The organism is Paracoccus sp. (in: a-proteobacteria), assembly GCF_046289755.1.
GTDB lineage: Bacteria > Pseudomonadota > Alphaproteobacteria > Rhodobacterales > Rhodobacteraceae > Paracoccus.
In genome coordinates this window covers 1-22,111 of sequence record NZ_JBKBVD010000047.1, presented here as the reverse complement: position 1 = coordinate 22,111, position 22,111 = coordinate 1, and the positions used below count along the sequence as shown (strand labels likewise).

The window sequence follows — 22,111 nt, the reverse complement described above, 5'->3', positions numbered from 1 at the left end:
GAACTTCCGATAATCATATCCATACTAGGTCGTGCCACGCCGATCTGCAATTTCAAGGTGAACAAATGAAAAGCCGCGCCGGTTTCCCGGCGCGGCTCATATCATGCAGATATTAACGAAATCTTAAGAAAAGATCAGTTCCGGTCGTCGCTTTCGCCGTCATCGGCGCCGCCGATGTCGTCGAACAGTTCGGCGATCTCGAATTCGGCTTCGGCATCGGCTTCGGCGTTCATGTCCTGAATGGACTTGCCTTGTGCCTGCAGCTCGGCCTCTTCGACCGAACGGGCGACGTTCATGGTGATCGTCGCTTCGACCTCGGGGTGCAGCACGACGGTGACGTCATGCAGGCCCAGATCCTTGATCGGCTCGCGCAGGACGACCGATTTGCGGTCGACCGTAAAGCCGTTCTCGGTGGCGGCGTCGGCGGCGTCACGGGTCGTGACCGAGCCGTACAGCGCGCCCGAATCCGAGGCCGAGCGGATGACCACGAAGGTCTGACCGTCCAGCTTGTCGGCGATTTTCTGGGCTTCGGCTTTCGATTCCGCGTTGCGGGTCTCAAGCTGCTGCTTCTGGCCTTCGAACGCCTTGATATTGGCCTCCGAGGCGCGCAGCGCCTTGCCCTGCGGCAGCAGGTAGTTGCGGGCATAGCCGTGCTTGACGTTCACGACTTCGCCCATCAGGCCCAGCTTGGCCACACGTTCCAGCAGGATGACTTGCATCGTTCAGGTCTCCTTACTTGATGACATAGGGCAGCAGGGCCAGGAAACGCGCGCGCTTGATGGCACGGGCCAGCTCGCGTTGTTTCTTGGCCGAGACGGCGGTGATGCGCGAGGGCACGATTTTGCCGCGTTCGCTGATATAGCGCTGCAGCAGGCGGGTGTCTTTGTAGTCGATCGCAGGTGCGTTATCGCCCGAGAACGGGCAGACCTTGCGGCGACGGAAGAAGGGTTTGTTGGCCATGGGTCAGATCCTCTCAGTTCCGCTCGCGGCGTTCGCCGCCACGATCACCGCCCCGGTCACCGCGGTCGCCGCCACGGTCACCGTCACGGGGACGGTCGCCGCGATCGCCACGGTCCGGGCGGTCGCCACGGGGACGATCGCCCCGGTCACCGCGCTCGCCACGCTCTTCGCGCTTCTGCATCTGGACCGAGGGGCCTTCCTGATGTTCGTCCACGCGGATGGTCATCACGCGCATCACGTCATCATGCAGGCGGGCCAGACGTTCCATTTCCAGCACCGCACCCGAAGGGGCATCGGTGCGCAGAAAGGCGTAATGGCCCTTGCGGTTCTTGTTGATCTTGTAGGCGAGGGTGCGGACACCCCAATATTCGTTTTCAACGACCTTGCCGCCGTTATCGGCGAGAATGGTCGAGAAATGTTCGATCAGCCCTTCGGCCTGCGTGTTCGACAGGTCCTGGCGGGCGATCAGCACATGCTCATACAGAGGCATGGCGATCCTTTCGTCATAGGGGCGCATTTCATCGACGGATCGTCCCTTCCGCATCCGTCACGAGAGGCTGCACCGATTGCATGAATCACGGCGGAAGGATGCGGCTTTATAGCGGCAAAGCCCGGTGATGCAAGGCGATTCGGGGGGTGGTGCGGGGTCGCTGGCCGGGCAGGGGGCGCTGCCCCCGCCACCTGACGGTGGCCCCCCGGGATATTTGTGGACCAATGCAGGGGGCGGGGCTTGCGGCGTCTGTGTCCGCGCCGCAGATTGCGGGATGAGTGCAGGTCAGGGGGATATGATGGCGCTGGAGGATGCGGGTACGCAGGTGGATCAGGCCTTCACGCGGGCGGATGCGCGCGGGCTGTCGTTCGAGAATGCCTTTGGCGGGGCTGTCAGTTTTCTGCGGCGGCGCTATTCCAAGGATCTGGCGGGGGTCGATGTCGCGGTGACCGGCATTCCCTTCGATCAGGCGGTGACGCACCGGCCCGGCACCCGGTTCGGGCCGCGCGCGATCCGCGAGGCCTCCACCCTGCAGGCATTCGATGCGCCCTATGGCTGGGGCTATGATCCGTTCAGCCTGCTGAACATCGTCGATCATGGCGATATGGCATTCGATTATGCCGCCGTGCACGAGGTGCCGGGGCGGATCGAGGCGCATCTGGGTGCCATTCTGGATGCGGGGGCGGCGCCGGTGACGCTGGGCGGCGATCATTCGGTCACCCTGCCGATTCTGCGGGCGGTGGCGGCGCGGCGGGGGCCGGTGGCGCTGATCCAGTTCGATGCGCATTCCGACACATGGGTCGATGACGATCCCGCGCGGATCGACCATGGCACGTTTCTGTACAAGGCGATCCGCGAGGGGCTGGTGGACCCGGCGGCCAGCGTGGCCGTGGGCATCCGCACCGACAATCCCGACACGATGGGGGTGACGATTCTGGATGCGCCGATGGTTCACCGCGAGGGCGTCGAGGCGGTTCTGGCGCGGGTGCGGGCCGTTGTCGGCGACCGGCCCTGCTATGTGACCTTTGATATTGATGCGCTGGACCCGGCATTCGCGCCGGGCACCGGCACGCCGGTCTGGGGCGGGCTTGCCAGCTGGCAGGCCGCCGCGCTGCTGCGCGGGCTGGCCGGGGTCGATCTGATCGGCGGCGATGTGGTCGAGGTTTCGCCGCCCTATGATACCACCGGGGCGACCGCGATTGCCGGGGCGCATGTGGCGGTCGAGCTGATTGCGCTTCTGGGCTGGAACCGGCGGTGAGCGGCGGTCGCGATGGTGGGGGGACTTTGCGTCCCCCCACACCCCCCGGCAGGATATTTGCGGACCAAAGCAGGCGGGTGCTGCTTGTCCTGTGCCGGGGCCGGGGGTAAGGCGCTGTCATGTTGCCCCAAGATCGCCTGATCCAGATTGTCCAGCGGTTCGAGTTTCTCGAAGCGCAGCTGAATGCCGGGGCCGCGCCCGATCAGATCGCGCGGATCAGTCGTGAATATGCCGAGCTGAAGCCGGTGGTCGAGCAGATCGGCCTGTGGCGGACGTCGCAGGACGGGCTGGCCGAGGCCCGCGCCATGCTGGCCGATCCCGAGATGCGCGAGCTGGCCCGTGATGAGCTGGCGCGGCTGGAGGCCGGGCTGCCGGCGCTGGAGCAGGGGCTGCGGGTGGCGCTGTTGCCCAAGGATGCCGCCGATGCGCGGCCCGCGATCATCGAGATCCGTCCCGGCACCGGGGGCGACGAGGCGGCGCTGTTTGCGGGCGATCTGCTGGAGATGTATCGCCGCCATGCCGAGGCGCAGGGCTGGCAGGTCCAGATGCTGGACCTGACCCGGACCGAGCTGGGCGGCGTCAAGGAGGCGATTGCCCGGATCGAGGGCGAGGGGGTTTTTGCCCGGCTGAAATACGAATCCGGCGTGCACCGGGTTCAGCGCGTGCCCACGACCGAATCGGGCGGGCGCATCCATACCAGCGCCGCGACCGTCGCGGTGCTGCCCGAGGCGGCGGATGATGTTGAGATCGACATCCCGGCGGGCGACATCCGCATCGACACGATGCGCGCCAGCGGCGCGGGTGGCCAGCATGTCAACACCACCGACAGCGCCGTGCGCATCACCCATCTGCCCACCGGCATCGTCGTGACCAGTTCCGAGAAGTCGCAGCACCAGAACCGCGCCAATGCCATGGCCGTGCTGCGGGCGCGGCTGTATGACATGCAGCGGGCCGAGGCCGACAGCGCCCGTGCCGCCGACCGCAAGTCTCAGGTCGGCAGCGGCGATCGCAGCGAACGCATCCGCACCTATAACTTTCCGCAGGGCCGCATGACCGATCACCGCATCAACCTGACGCTGTACGCGCTGGACCGGATCATGGCCGGCGATCTGGCCGAGATCATCGACGCGCTGACCGCCCATGATCAGGCCGCCCGGCTGGCGGATCAGACGTGAGGCTGTCGGACGCGCAGGCCGAAGGCAGCGCCCTGTTGCGCGCCGCGGGCATCGAGGGGGCCGCGCGCGACACCGACCGCATTCTGGCCGCCGTGCTGGGGATCGAGCCGGGGGCGCTGCGGATGACCGAGGACCGCGACCTGACGCCGGACGAGGCTGCGGCCTTCAACCGGGGCATCGCCGCCCGCGCGCTGCGCCAGCCGGTGGCCCAGATCACCGGTTTCCGCGATTTCTGGGCGCATCGCTTCAAGGTCACCCGCGACACGCTGGACCCCCGCCCCGAGACCGAGGCGCTGGTCGAGGCGGCGCTGGCGCTGGACTGGGCCTCGGTTCTGGATCTGGGGACGGGCAGTGGCGCGATCCTGATCTCGTTGCTGGCGGCGCGGCCGGGGGCCTCCGGGCTGGGCACCGACCTGTCCGAGGCCGCGCTGGAGGTGGCGCGCTTCAATGCCCGCCGGATTGGCGTCACGGCGCGGTTTCGCCGCGCCGACTGGTTTGCGGGCGTCGAGGGGCAGTTTGATCTGATCGTCTCGAACCCGCCCTATATTTCCGCCGCCGAAATGGCGGGTCTGTCCGCGGACGTCCGCGACTGGGAGCCGCATGCCGCCCTGACCGATGGCGGTGACGGGCTGTCGGCCTATCGCGCGATTGCGGCGGGCTGCCGGGCGCATCTGGCGCCGGGCGGGCATCTGCTGGCCGAGATCGGACCGGCGCAGGGGCAGGCGGTCGCGGCGCTCTTTCAGGGGGCGGGCGCCGGGGTGCGGGTTTTGCCCGATCTGGATGGCCGCGACCGGGTCGTGATGGCGCATTTCCCGGCCTGACGGCGCGGTTTGTCGCCCGCCCGGTGCATTTTCCCAAGTTTTCGCTTGTCTCGGGGGGCGCGGCATGGTTAGTCGGCTGCGTGACGAGGGGGGAACCCCTCGCATCGGTCAGCCTGAAAAAGTCTAATCCCACGGGGTGCCTTGCGCCCCCGAAGGTCTAGGCAGGGCTGAGCGCACCGGCATTATGCGCCGCTGCTGCCGTCATCCAACGCCGTGCGTCGAAGCCTGTGCCAAGACGACCCGACAACCTGACAGACAGACTGATGAGATCATCAAAATCACGTTCGCGTAATAAGTCGAGCCGCCAGCGTTCGCTGGGGAATATTGTCAACCGCGTCTTCGATAGCTCGGGACCCGAAGGCAAGGTGCGTGGCACCCCCCAACAGATAATCGAGAAATACCTGACGCTTGCGCGTGATGCGCAGCTGTCCCACGACCGCGTGGCCGAGCAGAGCTTTCTTCAGCATGCCGAGCATTACACCCGCATGCTGGGCGAGGCGCAGCGCGAGATGGTCGAGCGGCAGGGCCAGAATGGCGGGCAGGGCGGTGGCCAGAATCAGGGCCACAATCCGCAATACCGTCAGGGTGGCGAGGATGAGGGCAGCACCCATGGCTATGGTCATGGCTATGGCCATGCCAGCCAGAACGGCAATGGCAATGGTCATGCTGGCGCGCGCGATCAGGATCGCGGCGGCCAGGACAGGGGTGGTCAGGACCGCTCGGGTCAGGACCGTGGTGGACCAAACCGGGATGCTCCGGCGCGTGACTATGCTGCGCGGGATGGCGGGTCGCGGGAGTCCGGTCATCGTGATGTGGCCCCCCGCGACTTTGCGCCACGCGATGCAGGTCCCCGCGAAGGGGCTGCGCGTGAGGTGACAGCGCCCGAGGACCAGACCGCCGCGGCCCAGCCCGTGCAGGATCAGGCGCCTCTGGGTCTGCCCGATCCGGTGGGTGAGGGTGCAGGCCCGGTCGCCACGCCCGAGGCGCAGGACAAGCCCAAGCGCCGCAGCTCGCGCCCCCGCAAGACCGAAGCGCGCGAGACCGAAACCCGCGACACCGACGGTGAGGCTGCCGCCCCGGCGCCGCGCCCGGCCCGCAGCCGGCGCAAGCCCGCCGCTGCCACAGGCGAGACCGCCGAAGCGCCGGCCACCGCCCCCGCGGGCAAGAGCGAAGACTGAGGCCCGCGCGCCCCTTTGCGGGCCGCAGGACCAGGCATTCAGACCGCAAGCCTTCGGGCCTGCGGTCTTTTTCATTGGGCTTTGGCGGCGGGGGTCAGGTGGCGGGGGTCAGGTTGGGGCGGCCCGCGCGCGGGCCAGCGCGCGGGCCAGCGCGCAGAACCGTTCCAGATCAATCTCTTCGGCCCGTGCGGTGGGCGGGATGCCGACCTCTTCCAGCAGCGCTTCGATCTGCGGATGCAGCCCCTTCAGCGCCGCGCGCAGCATCTTGCGCCGTTGGTTGAACCCCGTCGCGGTCACCTGCGACAGCACCGCCGGATCGGCGGGCCAGCGGGGTTCGGGCAGGGCGGTCAGATGGACCACCGCCGAATGCACCTTGGGCGCGGGCACAAAGGCCTCGGGCGGCAGCGACATGACGATCCGCGCCTCGGCCCGCCATTGCGCCAGCAGGGCAAGGCGGCCGTAAGCCTTGTCGCCGGGCCGGGCCACGATGCGTTCGGCCACTTCCTTCTGGAACATCAGCGTCAGCGACTGCCAGAAGGGCGGCCATTGGGGCGGGGTCAGCCAGCGGATCAGCAGTTCGGTGCCGACATTATAGGGCAGGTTGGCGGCGATGCGGATCGGCGGCGTCAGATGGGCCAGCGGGTCGATCTCCAGCGCGTCGCCATGGATCACGGTCAGGCGGCCCGGATAGCGGTCGGCGATCTGCGCCAGCGCGGGCAGGGCGCGGGCGTCCTTTTCGATGGCCAGCACATGGCGGGCGCCTTCGGCCAGCAATCCGCGCGTCAGCCCGCCGGGGCCGGGGCCGATCTCCAGCACGTCGCAATCGCGCAGATCGCCCGCCTGCCGCGCGATTTTCGAGGTCAGGTTCAGGTCCAGCAGGAAATTCTGGCCCAGCTGCTTTTTTGCGCGCAGGTCATGGGTGGTGATGACCTCGCGCAGCGGCGGAAGATTGTCGATGGTGCTCATGGCTGCCGCGTCGGGATATGGATATTTGAGTGAAGAAGAAAGGTCATGCGCCGGAGCCGGATCTGGCTTTTGCCATGTCGCGGGCCATGGTCAGGGCGGCGATGGTCGAGGAGGGATCGGCGCGGTTCTGGCCCGCGATGTCGAAGGCGGTGCCGTGATCGGGCGAGGTGCGGATGAAGGGCAGGCCGAGCGTGACATTGACGCCGCCCGCGAAATCCAGCGTCTTGATCGGGATCAGCGCCTGATCGTGATAGGCGCAGATGGCCGCGTCATAGCGCGCGCGCGCGGGCGGGTGAAACATCGTGTCGGCGGGCAGCGGGCCGGTGAGGCTCAGCCCTTCGGCGCGCAGCCGTGCGATCAGCGGCGCGATCATCTGCTGTTCCTGCTGGCCCATGCGCCCGCCCTCGCCCGCATGGGGGTTCAGCCCGGCGATGGCGATGCGGGGGGCGGGGATGCCGAAATCGCGGATCAGGGCGGCATGGGTCAGCCGGATCGCCTGTTCCAGCGCGGCCTCGGTCAGGGCTGCGGGCACATCGGCCAGCGGGATGTGGATCGTGGCGGGCACCACCCGGCAGGGCGGTGTCACCGTGGTCGAGGCCAGCATCATCGCCACCGGCAGATCGCCCGCCAGATGGGCGAGAAACTCGGTATGGCCGGGAAAGGCAAAGCCCGCGCCGGTCTGCAGCGCCTCTTTGCTGATCGGCGCCGTGGTGATGGCCGCGACCCGGCCCGCCATGGCCAGCCGGGCGGCGCGTGCGATCACCGCGATGGTGGCTGCGGCATTGGCCGCATCGGGGTGGCCCGGCGTGGCGGGGTGCGGAAAGTCATGGCGCAGCACCGGCAGGTGGCCCGCCGGAACCGGGTCCGAGGGGTCGTCCACTTCCGCGATCTGCGTGCCCTGTGGCAGGTGGCGCGGATCGCCCAGCCAGACCAGATCGACGCCCGCCGCGTGCGCCCGCGGCGCCAGTTCGGGGCCGATCCCCGCCGGTTCGCCGCAGGTCAGCAGGATGCGCTGTGCCATGCCTTCAGGGCCGCCGGATCAGCGCATCGGCGCGCAGATCGGCCAGCAGGTTTTCCGCCGCCGCGTTGATCTTGCGGTTGAAGATCTGGCTGCGCAGCTCTTCGCGTTCGGGCACGCCCTCGGCGCGGTCGCCGCCGATGCCATCGGGGGTCTGCGCGCTCAGCGGCACCTGCGGCGCGGGCAGGGGCGCCAGCGCCGGCTGGCGCGAGCACAGCATCACCAGCTCTGCCGTGCCGTCGCCCATGGGCAGCACCGTCGCCTCGTCGGGGTCCAGCGAGGCCAGCCGCGTGGCGATCAGCGTGGGGATCGCCTCGGGGCCCGCGGTCTGGCGCCGGATCTGGTCCGCCCCCGCGCCCGCCTGCGTATAGAGGTCATCGCAGCTCCGCGTGACCTGCGACAGCCGCGCGGCCTCGTCCACCGATGCCAGCCGCAGCACCATGTAATCCAGCAGCTGCGCGCCCGCGCCGGGGCGCACCGTGCCAAGCGCGTCGCGCAAAAAGAACAGCACCACCGCGCCCTCGACCGTCAGCGGCTGCGAGACCTGACCGGGTTGCAGGGCCGTCAGGACCGGGCGCAGCGCCGGCGGCAGGTTGTCCAGCCGCACCATCTCCAGCCGCCCGCCCGCCTGCGCCGAGGGCACCGCCGAATATTCCCGCGCGGCGGCGGCGAACTGCGCCTCGGTCGGGTTCGAGGCGGCGATGCGTTCGGCCAGCGCCAGCGCCTGCCCCTCCTGACCCGGAGGCGCGGGGATGATCAGTTCCGACAACAGCACCCGGTCGATGACGGGGGTTTCGATGACGCGGCGCAGCTCCTGCTCCAGCTCGGCATCCGAGACGCTGATCTGCGGCAGCAGGCGCGCGCGCACGACCTCGCGCCAGACGGTCCCGGCCTCGATGAAATCGCGGAACACCTGCGGCTCGACGCCTGCGCGGCCGATCTGGGCGGTGAAGCCCGCCCTGTCCAGACCCGCGCGGGCGGCGAATTCCTCCTGCCCTTCGGCCAGGCCCTCTTCGGTGATCTCGATGCCCAGGCGGCGGGCGGCCTGCAGCCGCAGCCGGTCGTCGATCAGCGCCTGCTCGGCCTCGCGCGCGGTGACGGCGGGGGCGCCCAGCAGCCGCATGAAGCGCATCCGCTGATCGACCTCATAGCCGGTCACGGCGCTGTCGTTCACATAGACGACCGGCTGGAACAGGCCCTGCGCCGCTGCTGGCGGCACTGCTGCCATGCCAAGCGCCGCAGCCAGGATCACGCCCGATAGGATATGCCGCATTCGCTGCCCTCTTTCTCTGTCCTTGCCGCGCAATCTAGCGCATGCAGCTTCGCCGCGCCACCGTGCCCGGACCCGCCTCGGCCTGACCAAAGCCGCTGAGGCGGACCGACAGATCAAGGCTGGTTTCCGGCCGGACCGTATCCGAACTGGTGAACCGGCGCGAGAGGCCGGTTTCGACCGCCACGCATTCATTGCGATAGGTCACCTGCAACGAGGCCCGCTGCGCCCGCCCGGCCACGAAATCATAGCGCGTCTCGGCCTGTCCCCACCAGCCATCCGCGATCTGCCAGCCGACCGTGCCCGCCAGCTCGCTGATGTCGCGCTCGCGGCCCTCGCCCAGATCGCTGTCGATCCACAGATGCCCGGCCGAGACCTGCAGGTCGGGCCGCAGCCAGCCCAGCCGCAATTCATTGCGCGAGACGCGGAATTCGTCGTCAAACAGCGCCCGGTTGGCGATGGCCAGCCCGGTGCCGCTGTCGAAATGCGCCGCCAGCAGCCAGTCCGAGGTGCGCCCGCCCACCGGCGCCGCGTCCGAGAACTGCTGCGCCTTGCGCGCGCGCAGCACCCGGCCCCCGGTCAGCCCCAGCGACCAGCCCGCCGCGTCGGTCCGCGTCCATGTCGCGCCGACATTGGCGCGCAACCCCGTCTCGCGTGCGTCATGGCCGGGAAAGCGGTTGACCGAGAACAGGTTGCCCTCGTCGAATTCGATCAGGCGGCTGTCCTCGTTGGGGATGTCGTCATCGCCGCCGGCCGGGGAATACAGCAGCTGGATGACCGGCTCGACCAGATGGGTGGCGCCGCCCCGGCTGGTCGCCAGCGGCCAGCGCAGTTCCGCCCCGATCAGCGGGTCCAGACGGCCCACGACCGGCTCGAACAGGCTGTCCTGCGCGATCCGGTACAGATCGGCGTCCAGCCCGGCGATGGCGGCCGCCACCACGCCGCCCGGCAGGATCTCGCTGCGGCGCCAGTTCAGCCCGACCGAGCCGCGCGCCACATCGCGCCCCTCGCCATCGGCATCCGAGGGGCGCCTGTGCGCATGGACCGACCATTCCAGCGCCGCCTCGCCGCCGATCAGCGCGGGCGTCAGCCGCCGGACCCACAGCGCATCCGCGACCTGCGCGGGCGAGGTGTCGTTGTCCTCGTCCTCGCGCAGCGAATGATAATTGCCGACCCGGCCCCAGAACAGCTTGTCGCGCCGGACCCGTTCCAGGCTGACGCCGCTCCACAGCCGGTCGGCATTGGTGATGCCGTAATCCAGCAGATAGGCGCGGTCGGATGCGGCCTGCACCTGCACCCCCAGCCGATAGTCGCGCGGCAGATCGAACTGGCCCACGCCGAACAGATAGCCGCGCGTCTTGCCGGGGCGCAGGTCGTCGCGGCTGACGGCGCCGTTCCATTCGGTTGCGCCATTGGCGAAGGCGTGGCGATAGCGCGCCTCCAGCGTGCGGGTGCGCGAATAGGACAGATAGGGCGTCAGCGTCACATCGGCCTGATCGCCAAGGGTGATGAAATAGGGCAGCTTGACCCCGAACCCCAGCCCCGAGGTGGTCCGCGTCCGGGGTCGCAGCAGCCCGGTCTGGCGCGCCACCGTCGGATCGGGGGCCGAGACCGTCGCAGGCAGGCCCGCGACCGGCACGCCATAGATCAGGAACTGCGGATGCTCAAAGGACAGGCGGCGGGTCTCGGCGTCATGGCTGATCGTGCGGGCGCGGATCTCCCACAGGGGCGCCGGATCGCCCGCGCAGATCTGGCACGACGAGGCCGCGACCCGCCGCAGGGTGGTCGTGCGGCCATTGTTGCTGCGTTCGGCCTCGGCGGCGGCCAGCTGCATCTCGCGGGCGATCACCAGACGGGCGCCGCGCAGGATGCCGTTCTGCAATTCGCGGTCCAGCTGGCCCGAATCGGCGATCAGGATCGCCTCGGCGTCAGGATCGGCGGCGCCGGGCCGCGACAGATGGATCGGCCCTTCCAGCGTCAGCGCGCCGCTGCGCCCGTCCACGATGATGCGCGAGGCCACCAGCCGGGCGCCCTGATACCAGACGACCACGCCCCCCGCCGCGATCAGCGTGCGGTCGCCCCGCAGCACCACATTGTCGGCCAGCACCGTCGCCGCCCCGCCCTCATCCGCAGGCCCGCCCGGCAGCGTGACATCGGCATCCGGGCTGACGACCATCGGCGCGCCCTGACTGGGCGTGCGGTCGCCCACCGGCGCGCTGCCCAGTGACGGCGCCGTGGGCGCCAGCGCCGCGCCGCCATTGCCCGCCAGCGGCGCCACCAGCGGCGCCCCCGATGGCGCCCCCGATGGCGCGGTCGCGGTCATCCCCACCCCGCCGCCATAGGGGCTGTCCTGCATGATCCCCTGCGCCCCCGCCCCCAGCGCCAGACCGGCCAGCGCCAGCATTGCGGCCACAGCCGGGACCAGCGCCGGGGTGCTGCGGTGATGGGTCTTGCGCTGGCTCATCCGTCTTCCCGTTTCAGGATCAGGGCGATGGCCAGCAGGGCGCCCACAAAGGGGGGCGTCCAGCCTGCCATGGCCGGGGTGATCTGGCCGTTATCGCCCAGAACCTGCGCCAGATTGCGCAAAAAGAACAGCGCGATCCCGGCGCCAAAGGCCAGCAGCACCGCGCCGCCGGTGTTGCGCCCGCGCACATGCTGCAAGGTGAACCCCGCCGCGATCAGGATCATCGCCGCCATCAGCGCGGGCCGCGCCAGCTCCATCTGGAACCAGACCTTGTGGCGGGCGGCGGAAAAGCCCGCCCGCTCCAGCCCGTCGATAAAGGCGGGCAGCTGCCAGACCGGCACCGCATCGGGGCGGCCAAACCCCTCGCGGATGCGCTGCGCCGTCAGATCCGAGTCCAGCATCATCGTCTCGTGCTGCCGCGCTTCGGCCTGCGGGTTGGCTGTGTCCAGCGGAAAGTCCTGCACCTGCGACAGCTGCCAGCGCCCCGGCTCCAGCCGCGCCTGCCGCGCCTCGATCCGGCGCACCGGGCCGCGGTCGCGGTCGAATATCAGAAAGCTGGCGTCATACAGCACCGTCGCATCGGGGCTGGTGCGCCGGGCGCGGATGACGATCTGGCCCGATTCCTCACCGCCCGTCTGCACCGCCTGCCGCAGCCAGACCTCGCTGTCGCTGATGCTGACCGTCTGGCGCCCGTTCCGGTCGATCGCGGCCACCGCATCGTCGTACAGCTGCCCCGTCACCGCGACCAGCGGGTTCACCAGCGCGACCGCCAGCCCCCCCAGCACCGCCGCCGTCACCGCAGGCGCGGCGATGCAGCGCAAGGCCGACCGCCCCGAGGCCCGGATCGCCACCATCTCCGAGCTGCGCGCCAGCCCCAGAAACAGCGCGATCCCCGACAGGACCGTGACCAGCGGCAGGATCGAATAGAAACTGCCCGCGACATTCAGCGCCGCGATCCCGGCGGCCTCCGCCAGCCCCAGACCCCGGCCCGAAAACCGGCGCACCGTCTCGATCATGTCGATCAGAAACAGGATCAGCAGGAACACCCCCGCGATCAGCAGAAACCCGCGCAGAAACCGCCGGGCAACATAGCGCGCAAGGATCATGCCCCGCCCCCTTTCGGCCCGCGCGGCCGCGCCGCCAGCCATAACAGCCCCGCCGACAGAACCGCGCCGATGACGGCAGGCAGATACAGCAGCGGCCACAGCCCGGCATTGCGCCCCACCTGACTGGCGGCGGCATTCGACAGGAACTGCACCAGGATCAGCGCCAGCACCGCCCAGCCCACCTGCCGCCAGACCCCAAAGCGCGAGAACCCCCCGATCAGCAGCGTCGCGAACCCGATCATCGCGGCCACCGGCGACAGCAGCGGCTGGGCGATCCGCTCATGCGCCTCGCGCCGGGCGTCACCGGCCCCCGCGCCCGTCGCCTCCAGCATCTCGGCATCCGGGTTCAGCAGCCGCAAGGTCCCGTAATCGCGCAGATCCCGCCCCCGGGCCGAGGCCCCGCCGGTCAGCGCCCCGATGTCATAGCTGAACTCCGCAAACCGCGTGACCGCCAGCCGCCCGCCCGTGCCCCCCGCGCCCGCGCCCGCCTCAGCCTGCCGCAGGCTCTGCGTCATCCCGTTCAGCAGCACCAGCACCGGCCCGGTTTCGGTCCGCACCACCAGCGCCTCTTCCGAGCTGTAGCTGACGGTATTGGCCGGGTTGCGCGCATCCTCGATGAACAGGTCCAGCAACCTGCCATCGGCGGCAATCTCGCGGATGAACAGGGTGATCCCCCGCGCCGGATACTGAAACGCACCGGGGCGCAGGAACTGCGCGGTGGCGTTCTCGGCGATCTCGGTCTGCCGGTCGGCCAGCCGCGCCCGCGCCATCGGCACCAGTCCGTGCACCAGCACCGCGACCATCACCGCCACCATCACCCCGAACACCGCCACCGGCCGCGCCAGCCGCCAGGGCGACAGGCCCGCGGCCTGCATCGCCACCAGCTCGGATTCCCCCGCCAGCCGGTTGGTGCCATAGGCGGCGGCGGTAAAGGCCGCGACCGGCAGCACCGTGGCGATCACGATGGGCAGGGTCAGCGCGGTGAATTCCAGCACCACCAGCGCGGTCTGCCCGTCGCTCAGCAGCTCGTCAAACAGCCGCACGGCGCGGTTGATCCAGTAGACCGACACCAGCACCAGCGCGAAAAAGCCGAACAGCATGGTGAACTGGCCAAGGATATAGCGGTCGATGCGGGGCATTGCGGGCCTTTGCGGCTGAATATCGTGATCCTGCTTAGCGGCAAGGGTGCCTCTGGAAAAGAGGGGGGAGCAGGTCTAGGGTCGGGCGCAACCAGACGTGAGGACCCCCATGACGCAGCCAGTCGAAATCAGCTTCACCGAAACCGCCAATGACGCGCTTGCCGCGCATCAGGGCCGCATCGCGCTGCTGATCGGCGCCGACGGCAAATTGCCGGGCCGCCTGCCGCGCCCCGTGCGCGACGCCGCGACCCGCGCGCTGGGCTCCAAAACCGGTCAGGCGCTGAAGCCAGGTCAGGCGCTGGAACTGGCCTTTCCGGCGGGGCTGGAGGCCGAGACGCTGCTGCTGATCAGCCTGCCCGGCAGTGCGACCGTCCCCGAGGCCCGCCGCGCCGGTGCCGCCATCGGCGCGCGGCTGTCGGGCCAGCATATGCTGGTGCTGGCGGGCCATCACAAGCTGGCGGGCGAGGTCGCGCTGGGCCTTGCGCTGCGCGGCTATGACTTCGACGCCTATCGCACCCGCCGCGATGACGACCAGCCCGCCAGTCCTCCCGCCCGCCCCCGCGTCACCTTCATGGTCAAGGACCCCGAGGCGCTGGCCCGCACCGCCACCGCCGCCGCCGCCGTGGCCGAGGGCGTGTTCTTCACCCGCGACCTGATCAACGAACCGGCCAATGTCCTGACCACCTCGGATTTCGCCGACCGCCTGCTGGCGATGCGCGAACTGGGGCTCGAGGTCGAGGTGCTGGACGAAAAGAAACTGGCGAAACTGGGCATGCGTGCGCTGCTGGCCGTGGGTCAGGGCAGCGAATCGCCCTCCAAGGTGGTGGTGATGCGCTGGAACGGCGGCGGCGACGAGGCGCCCTTGGCGCTGGTCGGCAAGGGCGTCGTGTTCGACACCGGCGGCATCTCGATCAAACCCTCGGCGGGCATGGAAGAGATGACCATGGATATGGGCGGCGCGGGCGTGGTGGCGGGCGTGATGCGCACGCTGGCCCTGCGCCGCGCAAAGGCCAATGTCGTGGGTCTGGTCGGTCTGGTCGAGAACATGCCCGATGGCCGCGCCCAACGCCCCGGCGACATCGTGAAATCCATGAAGGGCGACACGATCGAGGTGATCAACACCGATGCCGAGGGCCGCATGGTTCTGGCCGATGTGCTCTGGTACGCGCAGGAAGAATTCAAACCCGCCGCCGTGATCGACCTGGCCACCCTGACCGGCGCGGTCATCATCGCGCTGGGCCATGACAATGCGGGCGTCTTCGCCAATGACGACGCGCTGGCCGAGGGCTTCCTTGCCGCCGCCCGGTCCGAGGGCGAGGGCGCATGGCGCCTGCCGCTGGGCCCCTCCTATGACACGCTGATCAAGTCGCGTCTGGCGGATATGAAGAACACCGGCGGCCGCCCGGCAGGCGCGATCACGGCGGCGCAGTTCCTCGCCCGCTTCATCAAGGATGGCCAGCCCTGGGCGCATATCGACATCGCGGGCGTGGCGCTGCCGCCCACGGCGACCGATCTGGCCCCCAAAGGCGCGACCGGCTGGGGCGTGATGACGCTCGACCGCCTCGTGCGCGACCGGTTCGAAACGCCCTGAGCCGCAGGATGACCCCCGCAACGCCCGCAAGCGGTGTACAGGCTGTGCACGCCCCGTGCTGCGGGCGTGCACGCCCGGTGCGGCCTGTTCCCCAGCATTTGCTGGGCGTTCAGGCCGCCCGGGCCGCACCCGCCCCGCACGCAACGCCCGCAGCTGTTGCGCGCCCGTTGCGCGGACGGCTCTGATGGGCAAGGCGCTCTTTTACCACCTCACCCGCTCCCCGGCGGAAGACCTGCTGCCGGTCCTGCTGACCAGGGCCCTCGGCGCCGGCTGGCGGGTCGAGCTGCGCGCCACCACCCCCGACCGCCTCACCCGCCTCGACCAGCATCTGTGGCAAGGCGACGGCTTCCTGCCCCACGGCCCGGCGGGCACCCCCCATGACGCCCGCCAGCCGGTCCTGCTGACCCTGCCCGGCCAGACGGCGCAAAACGCCCCCGCCTGCCTGATGACGGTCGAGGGCGCGCCTCTCGACCCGTCCGAGATCGCGCCTCTCGAACGCGCCTGCATCCTCTTCGACGGCGGCGACAGCGCCGCCATGGCCACCGCCCGCGACCAATGGCGCCAGCTCACGACAGCCGGGATCGAATCCGAATATTGGTCAGAAGAATCAGGCCGTTGGGAAAGAAAGCGCTGACGCCTCAGCCCTGCTTTGGTCCACCAAATATCCACGGGGGGTGAACTGGCCGCAGGCCAGGAGGGGGGCAGTCAGCCCCCCTGCCACCGTCCGCGACAACGACCCTCAGGCGGCGGCATGCCCCGCCAGCCGCGCATGCAGATCCTCGCGCGACAGACCCGCCTTCGGCCCCTGCATGACCGCGCGCCCCCGCTCCATCACCAGAAACGCATCGCCCAGATCCCAGGCGAAATCAAAGAACTGCTCGACCAGCACGATGGCCATATCGCCCCGGTCGCGCAGGCCCGCAATCACCCGCCCGATCTGGGCGATGATATTGGGCTGGATCCCCTCGGTCGGCTCGTCCAGCAACAGGATGCGTGGCTTGGTGATCAGCGCCCGCGCAATCGCCAGCTGCTGCTGCTGGCCGCCCGACAGATCGCCGCCCCGCCGGTGCGCCATCTCGGCAAGCACCGGGAAACTCTCGAAAATCTCGTCGGGGATCTTCCGCTCGCCGCGCGGCAGACAGGCAAATCCCGTCTCCATATTCTCGCGCACGGTCAGCATCGGAAAGATCGCCCGCCCCTGCGGCACATAGCCCACGCCCATCCGTGCCATCCGCTGCGCCGACAGCCGCCCCAGCACCTTGCCGTCCAGAGAAATCCCGCCGCCCGATCGCGGATGCCGCCCCGCCAGCAGGTTCATCAACGAGGTCTTTCCGACCCCGTTATTGCCCATCACGCAGGTCACTTCGCCGGGACGCGCGGCAATGTCGATCCCGTGCAGGATCTGGCTGCCGCCATAGTGCAGGGTCAGGTTCTTGGCCTCTAACATCTTATCGCCCCAGATAAACTTCAATGACTTCAGGGTTGCGCGTCACATGGTCCAGACTGCCCTCGGCCAGCACCGATCCCTGATGCAGCACCGTCACGCGACAGTTCAGGCGGCGCACGAAATCCATGTCATGCTCGACCACGACCACCGCCCGCGTCTCGGCCAGCCGGCACAGCAGCGTCGTCGTCTGCTCTCGCTCGGCCAGCGTCATCCCTGCGGCAGGTTCATCCACCAGCAGCAGGCGCGGGGCCGAGGCCAGCAGCATGCCGATCTCCAGCCATTGCTTCTGCCCGTGGCTCAGCTCACCCGCCTTGCGGTCCACCTGTTCCGACAGGCCCACCTCGGCCGCCAGTTCCGCCACCCGCGCCTGCGACACGGCGGAGGGCCGCCAGCGCAACACCGCAAAGGGGCTGCGGTCGGCCTTCAGCGCCATGGTCAGGTTGTCGGCGACCGACTGATCCTCGAACACGGTCGGGCGCTGGAACTTGCGACCGATTCCCTCGCGCGCGATCTGCGCCTCGTTCATCTTCAGCAGCGATTTGCCCGTCTCACCGAACCGCACCTCGCCCGCGTCAGGCCGGGTCTTGCCGGTCACGATGTCCATGAAGGTGGTCTTGCCCGCCCCGTTCGGCCCGATCACGGCCCGCAATTCCACCGCGTCGATAGAGAACGACAGATTGTTGATCGCCCGGAACCCGTCAAAGGATTTGGTGATGCCATTGACCTCAAGCAGCGCGCTCATGCCTTGGCCTCCTTTTCCTGCAGCGATCCCTGATCCGGCCCCATGTCGCGTCCATGGCGGCGTGGCGGCAGCACGCCTTCCAGCCAGTCAAACACCCCGGCGATGCCCTTGGGCGCAAACAGCGTGACCAGCACGAAGGACAGGCCCAGCAGCACCTGCCACCAGTCGACCCAGTTCACCACATAGCCCGGCAGGTTGATCGAGGGCGCCCGCCCGCCGGTGAACCAGCTGGACAGCAGCGACACGACCACCGCGCCGATGACCGCACCATAGAGCCGCCCGCGCCCGCCGATCGCCACCCAGACCGCCAGATAGATCGAGGCGATGGGCATCATTTCGGCCGGGTTGATGATCCCCGCCTGCGGGTAATACAGCGCCCCCGCAATCGCGGTCATCATCGCGGCGATGGCAAAGACGGCCAGCTTGAACCCCTCGACCGGGTAGCCCAGAAACCGCACGCGGGTTTCATCGTCGCGGATGGCGCGCACGACGCTGCCGAACTTGCCGCTGACCAGCCATGCCGCCAGAATATAGCCCAGGGCCAGCGCAAGGGCCGAGGCCCAGAGGAACCAGACCGACAGCGTGGCCTGACTGACATGATCCAGCCCCGGAATGTTCTGCAGCCCCGACAGCCCGTTATTGCCCCGGAACCCGCTGTCGTTCTGAAACAGCCACAGCGCTAAGGCCAGCGTCATCGCCTGCGTCAGGATCGACAGATAGACGCCGTTCACGCGACTGCGAAACGCCAGCCAGCCGAACACCAGCGCCAGCAGGCCGGGCACCGCCACGACAAGGATCAGTTGCAGCGTCAGCGAATGCGCGAAACTCCATGCCATCGGCAGCTCGGCGCTGCCCACGACACCAAAGATCTGGTTCGTCACCGCGTCCTGCAATTCCTGCGCGGTGGCGGGGATGGGCGATTGCGCCAGCTGGGCTGCCACGACGGTTTCGGTGCGCGCATACATCAGCCACTGGCCGATCATGTAGCCGCCAAGGGCAAAGAACGCCATCTGGCCAAGCGACAGGATGCCCAGATAGCCCCAGACCAGATCCATCGCCACGGCGGCCAGCGCCAGAGACAGGGTCTTGCCAAGGATCTTGACGGTCGAGGTGGGCAGCGCGCCGGTGCCGTAGGCCGCGCTGGCGGCGGTGACGGCGGCGGTGAACACCGCCAGCAGCGCCAGCACGATCAGGATCGAGGGGTTGCGCAGCACGAAAGGGGTGCGGTTCATGGGCTCAGACCTCCGCCGCGCGGCCCTTTTGCGGGATGATCCCACGGGGCCGGAACTGGATGAAAATAATGATGAACAGGATCATGAAGGTCTGCGCCGCCAGCGTGTTCGACGGATTGAGCGACTCGATCACCTTTGACAGCCCGCCGATCAGCGTGGCGCCCGCCAGCGTGCCCCAGATATTGCCGACACCGCCGACAACCACGGTCATGAAGCTCTGGACGATATAGTTCTGACCCAGTTCCGACGTGACCTGCGCGAACAGCCCGATGGCCACGCCCGCAATGCCTGCGATGCCGGACCCAAGCCCGAATGTCATCATGGCGATGCGGTCGGGGTTGATTCCCATGCTGGCCGCCATGCCGGGGTTCTGCGTGACGGCGCGGACCTCCAGCCCCAGCCGCGTGCGTTTCATGATGAACAGGAACAGGCCAAGGAACAGCAATGCCAGCACAAAGATCGCCACCCGGATCGAGCTGATGCTGATCACGTCGTTGATGGTGATCGACCCTTCCAGCCATGCGGGCGCGGTCAGGGGGCGGGCCTGCGTGCCAAAGATGTTCTTGGCCAGCTGTTGCAGCGCGATCGACACGCCGAAGGTCGCCAGCAGCGTCTCCAGCGGGCGGTGCGCCAGATGGCGGATCACCAGCCGGTAAAGCACGACGCCCGCCGCGAAGGTCACGACAAAGGCCAGCGGCAGCGCCACGATCAGCGACCACGTGCGGTCGGCGATCAGCGTCTGCACGGTGAATGCCGTATAGGCGCCCAGCATGATGAATTCGCCATGCGCCATATTGATGACGCGCATCACGCCGAAGGTGATGGCCAGACCGATGGCCGCCAGAAAATAGATCGAGGCCAGCGACAGCGCGTCCAGCCCCAGGTCGATCCCCTGCATCGCCGCCAGCCGCACCTGCGCGCGGATATGGGCGGCCTCTGCCGCATCGGTCACGGCCGGGTCGGCCTCGGTATAGATGTCGAAAAAGCGGTGGGCGTCCAGCGCAGCGTCGATCTCGGCCGTGGTGGCGGCGGGGGGAACGGCGCCTGCGGCCTCCAGCGCCTCATAGGCGCGGTCGCGGGCTGTGGGGTCGGACAGCTGGCTGACCGGGATGCCGCCGACGCTGTTGTTCACGATATTGGCCGCAAGGCGCGTGCGCTGTTCGGCATTGGTCAGGGCGGGGTCCAGCACGCCCTCCTGTGTCAGCAGGGCGATGGCGGCCTCGCGCGGCAGATCATCGCTGCCCGCGCGCAATTCGCGCGCGACGTTGCCCTGCGGTTCGCCGGTCGTCACCACGCGGCGGGTCGCCATCAGCGGGTTGAGGGCGGCGCGGAAATCGAGGCCGACATCGCCGGCCAGTTCCTCGATCGCGGTGACGCGGGCGGCGCTGTCGGGGTCATGCTGGATGGTCAGCAGCCGTTCCAGCCGGGCCTTGCGGGCGGCCAGCGCGGGGTCGGCATCGTCCAGCGCGCCCCGCAGCGCGGTCAGCGCATCGGCATCGCCGCCGCGCGACAGGCTGTCCAGCGCGGCACTGCGGCGGCGGGGGTCGGCATCGCTCAGCGCGCCTGCGGCCAGCGCCGCCTCGATCACGCCGCGCACGCCGGAATTGGGGCGCAGCATCTGCGGGTCCGCGGTGACGGGGGCGCCGGTGACGGCATCGGTGGCGCTGTCGCCATCCACGATCACCGCGCGGCCATCGACCAGCCCCAGATTGCGGTCGGACCAGGCCTGCAGCAGCGCCAGCCCCTCGGGGCCGGTGGCGGCGATCCGCGCCACCAGCGGTTCAACCGTGCGGCGCGAGGGCTGTTCGATCTGGTCGATATTCTCGGTGATCAGCGCATCAAGCGCGGGGTTTGCCAGGGCGGCAAGCGGCATCAGCAGCACCGCCAGCAGCGGAGCGATCAGGGCAAGGCGTCTCACGCGCGTATCCTTTTGGAAAGGGACGGGCGGCGCCGGGCCGCCCGTTCGTCAGATCAATAGTTCGACTGAACCTGCACGCAGCTTTCGGTCTCGGTGTTCCACATGCCGCATTCCTTGCCGGGCCAGTCGGCCTCCAGCACCGCCGATTCGGGCAGGTGGTCGGTCCAGGCGTCGCCCGGCACCGGGTCGGTCTGGCTGACGATGTCGAACTGGCCGTCGGCACGGATCTCGCCGATCAGGACGGGCTTGGTGATGTGGTGGTTGGGCAGGACGGTCGCGGTCGAGCCGGTCAGGTTCGGCACCTCGACGCCCACGATGGCCTCCAGCACCGGATCGACATCGGTGGTGCCTGCGGCCTCGACGGCGGCAACCCATGCGTTGAAGCCGATCATCGTCGCCTCCATGGGATCGTTGGTCACGCGGCTGGTATCGCCGGTAAACGCGTGCCAGGCCGCGATGAATTCGTCATTCTCGGGGCTTTCGGCGGTCTGGAAATAGTTCCAGGCGGCCAGATGGCCCACGAGGTTGGCGGTATCCAGACCCGACAGTTCCTCTTCGCCCACCGAGAATGCGATCACCGGAATGTCGTCAGCCGAGACGCCCGCCGCAGCCAGTTCCTTGTAAAAGCCCACATTCGCGTCGCCGTTGATGGTGGACACCACGCCGACCTTCTTGCCACCCGCGCCAAGCGCCACGACGTCGGACACGATGCGCGACCAGTCGGAATGGCCAAAGGGCGTGTAGTTGACAAAGATGTCCTCGGCCGCGACGCCCTGATCCTTGAGATAGGCGTCCAGAATGTTGTTCGTGGTGCGCGGATAGACATAGTCGGTGCCCAGCAGCGCCCAGCTTTCGACGCCCAGTTCCTCCATCATGTAATCCACCGCGGGGATCGCCTGCTGGTTCGGCGCGGCGCCGGTATAGATGACGTTTTTCGACGATTCCTCGCCCTCGTACTGGACGGGGTAGAACAGCAGGCCGTTCAGTTCCTCGATCACCGGCAGCACCGATTTGCGCGACACCGAGGTCCAGCAGCCAAAGATCGCATCGACCTCGGAGATGGTCAGCAGCTCGCGCGCCTTTTCGGCAAAGAGCGGCCAGTCCGAGGCCGGATCGACCACGACCGCCTCAAGCGGGCGACCCAGAACGCCGCCCTTGGCGTTCTGCTGTTCGACCAGCATCAGGACCGTGTCCTTCAGCGTGGTCTCGGAAATGGCCATCGTGCCCGACAGCGAATGCAGCACGCCGATCTTGATCGGCTCGCCTTCCTGTGCGTGGGCGGTGTGGGCCAGCGTCAGGGCGCTGGTCATCATCAGGATCTTGGTCAGCCTGGTCA

Annotated in this window: 19 protein-coding genes and 1 pseudogene; 6 read left to right on the top strand and 14 right to left on the bottom strand. The window is 68.7% G+C overall.

Annotated features, from left to right (window positions below; all coding sequences use genetic code 11):
- Window positions 1-134: 134 nt before the first annotated feature.
- Genes rplI through rpsF form a run of 3 tightly spaced genes read right to left on the bottom strand, consistent with a single transcriptional unit; the run spans window position 135 to window position 1,450 of the window.
- Window positions 135-719 carry a 50S ribosomal protein L9 gene (gene rplI, locus ACK41U_RS15395; RefSeq protein ID WP_409681833.1) on the bottom strand — a complete coding sequence of 195 codons (585 nt, stop codon included), beginning with the start codon at window positions 717-719 and terminating at the stop codon, window positions 135-137.
- A gap of 13 nt (window positions 720-732) precedes the next feature.
- The gene (gene rpsR, locus ACK41U_RS15390; protein WP_131573965.1) at window positions 733-960 is read right to left on the bottom strand and encodes a 30S ribosomal protein S18; all 228 of its coding nucleotides are present in this window, start codon (window positions 958-960) and stop codon (window positions 733-735) included.
- 13 nt (window positions 961-973) lie between these two features.
- Window positions 974-1,450, bottom strand: a complete 477-nt coding sequence (rpsF, locus tag ACK41U_RS15385) for a 30S ribosomal protein S6 (RefSeq protein ID WP_409681831.1) — start codon at window positions 1,448-1,450, stop codon at window positions 974-976.
- A gap of 298 nt (window positions 1,451-1,748) precedes the next feature.
- On the opposite strand from rpsF, the gene speB reads away from it, so the two are divergent.
- The 4 genes and pseudogenes from speB to ACK41U_RS15365 all read left to right on the top strand — a co-directional run.
- A complete protein-coding gene (speB, locus tag ACK41U_RS15380; protein WP_409681849.1) occupies window positions 1,749-2,708 on the top strand; it encodes an agmatinase in 960 nt (319 codons plus the stop codon).
- A gap of 119 nt (window positions 2,709-2,827) precedes the next feature.
- Window positions 2,828-3,883 carry a peptide chain release factor 1 gene (gene prfA, locus ACK41U_RS15375; protein ID WP_409681829.1) on the top strand — a complete coding sequence of 352 codons (1,056 nt, stop codon included), beginning with the start codon at window positions 2,828-2,830 and terminating at the stop codon, window positions 3,881-3,883.
- Complete coding sequence (prmC, locus tag ACK41U_RS15370) at window positions 3,880-4,704, top strand: peptide chain release factor N(5)-glutamine methyltransferase (protein ID WP_409681827.1); 825 nt, start codon at window positions 3,880-3,882, stop codon at window positions 4,702-4,704. The genes prfA and prmC overlap by 4 nt, the downstream gene beginning before the upstream one ends.
- A 263-nt stretch (window positions 4,705-4,967) precedes the next feature.
- A pseudogene (locus tag ACK41U_RS15365) lies at window positions 4,968-5,234 on the top strand (DUF4167 domain-containing protein); the annotation flags it as partial.
- Between the two features lie 756 nt (window positions 5,235-5,990).
- On the opposite strand, the gene rsmA reads toward ACK41U_RS15365, so the two are convergent.
- The 6 genes from rsmA to lptF are packed head-to-tail and all read right to left on the bottom strand — an operon-like array spanning window position 5,991 to window position 13,845.
- Complete coding sequence (gene rsmA / locus ACK41U_RS15360; RefSeq protein WP_409681825.1) at window positions 5,991-6,848, bottom strand: 16S rRNA (adenine(1518)-N(6)/adenine(1519)-N(6))-dimethyltransferase RsmA; 858 nt, start codon at window positions 6,846-6,848, stop codon at window positions 5,991-5,993.
- 43 nt (window positions 6,849-6,891) lie between these two features.
- A complete protein-coding gene (gene pdxA / locus ACK41U_RS15355) occupies window positions 6,892-7,869 on the bottom strand; it encodes a 4-hydroxythreonine-4-phosphate dehydrogenase PdxA (protein WP_409681823.1) in 978 nt (325 codons plus the stop codon).
- 4 nt (window positions 7,870-7,873) lie between these two features.
- Entirely contained in the window at window positions 7,874-9,139 is a 1,266-nt protein-coding gene (locus ACK41U_RS15350) for a peptidylprolyl isomerase (protein ID WP_409681821.1), read from the bottom strand.
- Window positions 9,140-9,173: 34 nt separating this feature from the next.
- Window positions 9,174-11,600 (bottom strand): LPS-assembly protein LptD, encoded by a 2,427-nt coding sequence (locus tag ACK41U_RS15345; RefSeq protein ID WP_409681819.1) that lies wholly within the window; start codon window positions 11,598-11,600, stop codon window positions 9,174-9,176.
- Window positions 11,597-12,706, bottom strand: coding sequence for an LPS export ABC transporter permease LptG (lptG, locus tag ACK41U_RS15340; protein WP_409681817.1), 1,110 nt, complete (start codon window positions 12,704-12,706; stop codon window positions 11,597-11,599). The genes ACK41U_RS15345 and lptG overlap by 4 nt, the downstream gene beginning before the upstream one ends.
- Window positions 12,703-13,845 (bottom strand): LPS export ABC transporter permease LptF, encoded by a 1,143-nt coding sequence (gene lptF, locus ACK41U_RS15335; protein WP_409681815.1) that lies wholly within the window; start codon window positions 13,843-13,845, stop codon window positions 12,703-12,705. The genes lptG and lptF overlap by 4 nt, the downstream gene beginning before the upstream one ends.
- A gap of 109 nt (window positions 13,846-13,954) precedes the next feature.
- Here lptF and ACK41U_RS15330 point away from each other — a divergent pair, with 109 nt between their 5' ends.
- Together ACK41U_RS15330 and ACK41U_RS15325 are read left to right on the top strand one after the other, a co-directional pair.
- The gene (locus tag ACK41U_RS15330) at window positions 13,955-15,436 is read left to right on the top strand and encodes a leucyl aminopeptidase (protein ID WP_409681813.1); all 1,482 of its coding nucleotides are present in this window, start codon (window positions 13,955-13,957) and stop codon (window positions 15,434-15,436) included.
- A 184-nt stretch (window positions 15,437-15,620) separates the two neighbouring features.
- Complete coding sequence (locus ACK41U_RS15325) at window positions 15,621-16,070, top strand: DNA polymerase III subunit chi (RefSeq protein WP_409681811.1); 450 nt, start codon at window positions 15,621-15,623, stop codon at window positions 16,068-16,070.
- Window positions 16,071-16,175: 105 nt separating this feature from the next.
- Here ACK41U_RS15325 and urtE read toward each other — a convergent pair whose 3' ends face one another.
- The 5 genes from urtE to urtA form a co-directional block, all read right to left on the bottom strand.
- Window positions 16,176-16,883, bottom strand: a complete 708-nt coding sequence (urtE, locus tag ACK41U_RS15320; protein ID WP_409681809.1) for an urea ABC transporter ATP-binding subunit UrtE — start codon at window positions 16,881-16,883, stop codon at window positions 16,176-16,178.
- A 1-nt stretch (window position 16,884) separates the two neighbouring features.
- A complete protein-coding gene (gene urtD, locus ACK41U_RS15315) occupies window positions 16,885-17,625 on the bottom strand; it encodes an urea ABC transporter ATP-binding protein UrtD (RefSeq protein WP_409681808.1) in 741 nt (246 codons plus the stop codon).
- A complete protein-coding gene (urtC, locus tag ACK41U_RS15310; RefSeq protein ID WP_409681806.1) occupies window positions 17,622-18,857 on the bottom strand; it encodes an urea ABC transporter permease subunit UrtC in 1,236 nt (411 codons plus the stop codon). The genes urtD and urtC overlap by 4 nt, the downstream gene beginning before the upstream one ends.
- A 4-nt stretch (window positions 18,858-18,861) precedes the next feature.
- Window positions 18,862-20,730, bottom strand: a complete 1,869-nt coding sequence (gene urtB, locus ACK41U_RS15305; RefSeq protein ID WP_409681847.1) for an urea ABC transporter permease subunit UrtB — start codon at window positions 20,728-20,730, stop codon at window positions 18,862-18,864.
- A 98-nt stretch (window positions 20,731-20,828) separates the two neighbouring features.
- A complete protein-coding gene (urtA, locus tag ACK41U_RS15300) occupies window positions 20,829-22,088 on the bottom strand; it encodes an urea ABC transporter substrate-binding protein (RefSeq protein ID WP_409681845.1) in 1,260 nt (419 codons plus the stop codon).
- Between the last annotated feature and the right edge of the window lie 23 nt (window positions 22,089-22,111).